Origin of the sequence: Kamptonema sp. PCC 6506, from assembly GCF_000180455.1 — a bacterium.
In the GTDB taxonomy this organism is placed as follows: Bacteria; Cyanobacteriota; Cyanobacteriia; order Cyanobacteriales; family Microcoleaceae; genus Kamptonema; species Kamptonema formosum.
In genome coordinates, this window is sequence record NZ_CACA01000071.1 from 22,793 (window position 1) to 29,267 (window position 6,475).

The 6,475-nt window shown below is 46.2% G+C and carries 6 protein-coding genes; all 6 read right to left on the bottom strand.

Translation table 11 applies throughout. The features are described from left to right. Positions 1 to 47: 47 nt before the first annotated feature. A complete protein-coding gene (gene sixA, locus OSCI_RS03525) occupies positions 48 to 554 on the bottom strand; it encodes a phosphohistidine phosphatase SixA (RefSeq protein ID WP_007353478.1) in 507 nt (168 codons plus the stop codon). Between the two features lie 37 nt (positions 555 to 591). Next, positions 592 to 1,863 carry a PP2C family protein-serine/threonine phosphatase gene (locus OSCI_RS03530; RefSeq protein WP_007353479.1) on the bottom strand — a complete coding sequence of 424 codons (1,272 nt, stop codon included), beginning with the start codon at positions 1,861 to 1,863 and terminating at the stop codon, positions 592 to 594. Continuing rightward, the gene (locus OSCI_RS03535; RefSeq protein WP_007353480.1) at positions 1,860 to 2,276 is read right to left on the bottom strand and encodes a hypothetical protein; all 417 of its coding nucleotides are present in this window, start codon (positions 2,274 to 2,276) and stop codon (positions 1,860 to 1,862) included. The genes OSCI_RS03530 and OSCI_RS03535 overlap by 4 nt, the downstream gene beginning before the upstream one ends. A gap of 316 nt (positions 2,277 to 2,592) precedes the next feature. Continuing rightward, positions 2,593 to 4,197, bottom strand: coding sequence for an ABC transporter substrate-binding protein (locus tag OSCI_RS03540; RefSeq protein ID WP_007353481.1), 1,605 nt, complete (start codon positions 4,195 to 4,197; stop codon positions 2,593 to 2,595). Between the two features lie 280 nt (positions 4,198 to 4,477). Then, positions 4,478 to 5,086: a TIGR04376 family protein gene (locus OSCI_RS03545; RefSeq protein ID WP_007353482.1), complete on the bottom strand. Its 609-nt coding sequence runs from the start codon at positions 5,084 to 5,086 to the stop codon at positions 4,478 to 4,480. Between the two features lie 67 nt (positions 5,087 to 5,153). Beyond that, positions 5,154 to 6,338, bottom strand: a complete 1,185-nt coding sequence (locus OSCI_RS03550) for a hypothetical protein (protein WP_007353483.1) — start codon at positions 6,336 to 6,338, stop codon at positions 5,154 to 5,156. Between the last annotated feature and the right edge of the window lie 137 nt (positions 6,339 to 6,475).

Below are 6,475 nucleotides of genomic sequence, written 5' to 3' on the forward strand. Positions count from 1 at the left end.
GGGTTAAGCCTAAATTGCTGGCTCTCTCTAACTGTGCAACAGGGGGGTTACGATCCCAGTAAGAATTTGGGGGGAGTGAGCCAGAACATTTGGCTACGACTTACTGGGGAGCCTGTTTGGGGGAGGATGAGGCCGATGATGCCTGCTTTTTTCAGGATCAGGGCATCGCGCGATTCGCCCCAGAGTAATATTTCGGCCCAGTTGGCTAAATCTGGCTGGTGCCCAATGAGGGCTAGGTTAGTTCCACCGTTTATTTGCCATTGCTGATACCAGTCTAGCCAGGTTTGGATGTCTCCTTCGGGGGCTAGGGCGGCGGATTGTTCTATTTGGGAACTTAAACCGACTGATTGTAGGATTTGGGCTGTGGCTTTGGCTCGTGTCAGGGGGCTGGTAAGGATGAGGTCGAAGTGAAGGCCGAGTTCGAGGAGGCGATGGGCTATTTTTTTTGTTTTGCGATCGCCTTCTTTGGTGAGGGGGCGCTCCTCGTCTGTGGGCCAATCTTCGCGATCGGCGGCTATGCCATGACGGATCAGGTAAAGTTCTTTATTAACCACTAATTGCTAAATCCTAAGTATATATTAATCTGTGTCACTATTTTTGCTTGAAAACTACCAGGGTAATGTCATCATAAACTTTTTCTGTATTAATATGCAGCCGCAGATCGGCAATGACGGCTTGCCTAATTTCATCAGCAGTAAGTTGCCAGCTTTGTTTGACAACCTCCATTAGGCGTTCTAAACCGTATTGCCTTTTTTCCAAATTGGGAGCTTCAGTAATACCATCAGTATATAGTACCACCACATCTCCTGATTGTAGTTGTACCTTATTTGACCCAAAAAAACGAGCAATGTCAGCTTCTAAACCAATAGGGAAACCTAAATTTTCTGTATCAACGATCTCCACTAACGGCTGACCATCGCTGCCGCCACGCACGATGATTATATCTTCATGTTGCCCGCTAAAAGTCAGAGTTCCCCGCTCGTAATCTAGCAAAGAAAGACTCAAGTGTTTATCAGAATTCATTCGCTGCACATTTTCATAAATTGTGGAATTTATGGTGTTTAAAATTTTCTCAGAGTCAGTTTCATTATGGGCTAGCAATGTTCGCAGCGCCGTTTGTACCATAATCATTAACACTCCGCTTTCCAAACCGTGTCCTGTGACATCGCCGATGCTGATTTTGATGCGACCATTTTTCCGCACAATGTCATAGTAGTCGCCGCCAACTTCGTCAGCGGGTTCCATAAATCCTGCGATATCTAATTCTGGAATTTGACTGAGTTCCTCTGCTTTGGGCAAAATCATTTGTTGTAGTTTCCGCGTCACTTCTAACTCAGCGCTCATGCGGATATTTTCAGCTTTTAGACGATTATTAAGTGCGATAATTTCTTGATTGGCTTGGGCGAGTTCGGCAGTACGGTTCACAACTTTAGCTTCGAGGGTGTCAAAAGATTCTTTCAACTGGTAACTCATGCGGTTGAAAGTATCAGCGAGAATGCCGACTTCATCTTTACTGCGAACTTTAACAGTCTGATTTAATTGTCCTTCGGCGATCGCTTCTGCCCCCGCAACCAGTTCTGCGATCGGCGAAGTCAGCCGCCGCGCCAGCCACCAACCGATGCTCACTGCTAATGGTAATGTTGCCAAAAATGTGATCAGAGCCGCGTTTCTCGCCTGAATTTCGCTCTGAAGCACCCCAGAAGCGTCCAATTCGATCGCTAGTACGCCTTCCCGCCGCCCCATCGCGTCCACAATCGGTACGTAACCCGATAAGATCGCATTTCCAGCTTGGTTTTGCATCAGAGTATTTTCTACCATCGGCCCGGAAATATTGCTCAAACCACCTTTCAACAGAGGTGTCAACTTCGTAAGGGTTTCACCGACAGTGGCGTTCGGGTTGGGTGGGGGGAATAATCGATTACATAGACGATGTTGCCGTTGGGCTGCTGGCGGAGGGTATAAACTCGTTTGATACCTTTGGTTGCTGCTTGAAAGGCTTGGAGGCGCTGGCGAAGGATCTGATAGTAAGGGCGCTGCTGATCGCTGTAGGTGACAACAAGGGAATGGTAGTCACTATCCATTTGGGGGGCGGCTAGGCTGACGAGATCCAGGAGGCGATCGCTTATGGCGTGACGTTGGGCTTTCCGCAAGTGCAGGTAAAGGTTTGCTGTCAGTGCTCCAGCGACGAGTACAATCAAGATGGAATAGGCGGCGGTGAGTTTAGTGCTTAATCCCCAACCCCGGTGTTTGGCTTTGATAAATTTGAAGTTTTTCATCTTATTAGGGCTTACGCATTTTTACCAAAATACGTCATTGCAACTCAAGCACAGTCAAGCCTAGCCAAGTTACCACCTTTATTGCTCAGTGATTGAAACCGCTGGTAGACAAGCAAAATTCGCCCATGCTGACTAAAGACTAAAGGGGGATTTTAAGCCGGATTTGGTATTAAACAATTTGTATGTAGTTGTGTTTTAACTCTAAATCACAACTACGGACATTTAACTAAATTATTAAATTATTTAATTAACTAGCTACTGCTTTTAATTAGCAATTAGCAATTAGCCGTTAACTCTCAACAATTAGCAGCATTGTTTATGGATTCAAGCCGAGGGACGCTCGGTAAGCAGCGCGTTGCTTCTCTCTTCCCATTTTATTTGTAATTTCTTCCCATCCATTATTAATTTTCTCTACCGCTTCGTCTCTGGTAATTTTTCCAGCCAGGAAATCGGCAATATTTTGATCTAAAACTTCTCCTTGATAACGGTTGTTTTCAGGAATTCGCAGGTCAAGTACGATATTTGGACTTCTTAGACTAACACCGATCGCACCAAGGTACTTGCTAGCAGCTTCAAAACTCATGCCTGCTTTTAGCCAGGGTTCGCGGTTGGTAAACTGGGAGGTGCGGTAGGGATTGAAACCTGTTACTCCAATGGTTACATCGGTATTGGCTTGGGCTGGTTGGCTGAGGTAAGATATGAAAGCGTAACCTGCATCTTTGTGTTTGGGGGGGGCGGCGTTGTTAATAGCTCCAACCCAACCGCCAAAGGCTGCATAAGGAGCGTGATTGACATCGTTAATAGCAAAAGGACAAGTAAGTTTGTCGCAAGGTATTAATTTGCCAGTGGCGCGATCGAGCACTTTTTTAGTTCCTGGTAATATGACGGCCCCTACTTTGTCTTTGACTTTGGAGTTAGGCGCGATCGCCAAGGTGCCAATATCACCCCAGTCTAAAGTTAATGCACAGCGACCAGCTATAAAGGAACTACGAGAGTGTTCTACGTCAAAATTCAACTCGTCAGGCGGGCCGTATTTTACTGTTTCCTTGTAGATATCTAGAGCAGCGGCTACAGCTTCATTATTGACTAACGGCTTCATAGTGTCTGGATCGAAAAATGCGCCTTGCTGAGTACCCTGACTTTGGACAAAGGAAGTGACAATAGACCAAAATATCGAGAAGGATTGGGAGTTAGACTTTTTAGAGGTGCAGGAACCGTAATCGGGAGTGTTATCGTTGTTCAAGTCGCGGTTATGAAACTGTTTAGCGATCGCCAGATAGTCTTCCCAAGTTTCCGGGGGATTGATATTTGCTTGTTCCAGTAAATCTGTCCGGTAGTAAACCATCTGAAAGTCGCCGTCTAGGGGAATGGAGACAATTTTGCCTTGATAAGTCGAACTGAAGTCGCGGAAAAATGGGGCGATGTCATTCCAATCAATGGCAGTGTCAGTCGCGACTCGCTGAGTTAACTTTTCCAAATATCCAGAGGTGGCATAGTCCACCATCCATTGAGGCGCGAAGACAAGGACATCATATTTGTTAGTTCCTTGACTCAAATCCTGCTTGATTTCCTCATACAATTTCCCAAAGGGAAACATGACGACATTTACCTTTGCTCCTGTGAGTTTCTCAAATTCAGGAACTCGTCGTTTTATGGGCTCTGCGATCGGCGGTAGATCGCGAGTTACTAAGGTAATGGTTGTGCCATCAAACCGGGTGACAGGAACCGGAGAATTCTTAATAGTAGAATTGCTAGTATAGCTGCTAGTAGAGTTGTTAGTAATAGAGGGCTGAGGGCTGTTTTCTGTGACTGGTGGTGCTTGACAGGCGGTAGCGATTCCTCCCCACAGAGTAACTAATCCAATTAAAATTTTTCTAGTTCTCTTAGGCCGTTGTAAACGGTTTGTAGTTTGAGAGTGCATCTAATATAATTCCTTGCCTACTTTTCTGGGTACGCGATAATTATTGTAACGTCGCCCTCTGGACGGTAAGCTGTTATACATCTAAATTACCTATTCCAAAATTGTCAATCCTTTGTGGTGCGAGCCGGAGAGTTCGCTAGGGTAGTATGGTTTAAATGCAGAACAGCTTATCTTTACCGCCCAGAGGGTGGCGTTACGTGAATGCGTAAGTTTTTAACTAATAACAAACAACAAACAACAAACAACTAACAACTAACAACTAACAACTAACAACTAACAATTACCTTCCCATATTCCGCTTCAGTTGCTCAATTTCCTCATCTGTTTCCCAGCGTTTAAACTTTTCTTCTAAAAGATCGGATTGGTTCCCGGAACTATAATTACTGCTTTGGTTCCAACCTTTAGTATCCCAGCGTTGATCGTTTTGATTAGTGGTAGCAGTCGCAGTAGCAGTTGCAGTTGCTGCTGCTGCTGTTGCTGCTTCCGCTGCTTTAGCCCGCACTTCTTGACGGCGCACTTGGATTTGCCGATAAAGTTCTTTGGATTTAGCAATGCGCTCTTTACATCCTTGCATTTGACCCCAGCGTTGATTTCCTTGACGCAGTAGAGCAGCCTCTCGTTCTTGAGCTGCTTGAGCTAAATCTACTCTATTTGCGGCTTTAGCTTTTTCGAGACGAGAGTGCCAGCGTTGGATTTCTTGAGCTGTAGCCAGAATTTCTTCCTGTAACTTTTTTTCTTGTCGTTGCAGATCGGCAATAAGGCGCAAGGTGTCTTCTTCTTGTTCCCGTAATTGTTCTTCTAGCGCCTGCAACTCTAGATGCGGATTATTTCGCAAGAACTCTTCTAATCGTGTTTCTAGAAAGCGGCTGAAATCGTCGAATAAGCCCATGTTGATAGTTAATAGTTAGTTAACAGTTAACCGTTAACAGTTAACCGTTAACAGTTAACTACCAATTTTAAAACTTCTGTCCGACAAAAATAGAGCGGACTTCACCACCTTTACGGATAACCGCTTCCTGATTTTTGACTTCTGCTAATGTCCAACCACTAGCACCAATGCTTTCGCCTACATAGATCCGGCGGGCTACGCCCTCAATCTCAAACAGGGCGGCGGAGCGATCGCCTAGTTCTAAAATCCCTACTAGAGTATGAATCGTAGTTGGGGCTTCACTCGCAGGAGATGACTCTGCTGGTGTTGACTCTGCTGGTTGGGGAGCAGTTGAGGCTTCCGGGGCGGCTTCTGGTTGACGTTCAGGTTCGCGAGCTAAGATTCTTCCTGAAGACGGTGCAGCTTCCGGGCTAACTACTGGAGCTGAGGGAGTTACTGGCGCTACATTAGTTCGGGGAATTGCTGGAGTTGTAGGTAATACCCCACTTGTTGTCGGAGAGGCCGAGGAGGGCGCTGTTTTAGGAGCAGCCGCCGGGGGAACAATTACTACTTGGGTAGGAGGTGTCCCTGGCTGAGCGGAGACTTGCTGTATGGCATCTGCAACGCGGTTGATGGCTTGCGCGAGGCCGGCAGTTGGGGGAGGAGAACCGGGAACTGGAATCGCTGGCAGGTTGGTTGTGACTGGTGCTCCGGGAAGGTTAGGATTTTGCAGTTTGGGTTGTGTTGCTTTTTTTTGGTCGAGGGCATCAAGGGCTTGCTGCATATAGATTCCAAACTGGGAATCTGCCTCTGCTTTTGCCTCTGTAGCTGCTTGGGATGCTGAGACAGTAGGGGTAGAGACTACAAATCGCCGCATTCCGCTTCTGCTTGCTAGCCACAAGCCTAATGTGAGTAATAGGGAGGCAAAGGCTGCTCCTAAGAGGATTCTGTCAAAGGATTGTTTGGCTTGCTGCTTTTTGGCGACTAATATGGCGTGACGCGCGATCGCTTCGGTATCGATGCTGTCTTCTTGAGACGGCATCGATGGTGTGGACAAAATAATTTGCGGTACTGCGATCGGTTTAAGGGAGACGAATTCTGCCTGCACTGGTTCTGTGGGCAGACCGGCACTACTGTCTAGCGCTCGGTCAACGTCTTCAAATAGTTCGTCCATCAATCGCTCTGCATAGGAATCAACCAAACCCGTTTGGTTGGCGATCGCCTCTTCTGCTGGCTCTAGGGCTAGCTGTTTAGTCATTACGTTCTGAGACATAAATTTTGTTCCTCCCGCTCCTCAATAACCCCGACTCTGCTTTAATCCAGACTTCTTATAGGATACTTTTAAAATTTACTACTAGCGCTATCTCTTTAACATCATTGATTTTATCCAATTTCATCATAATTTTTTTA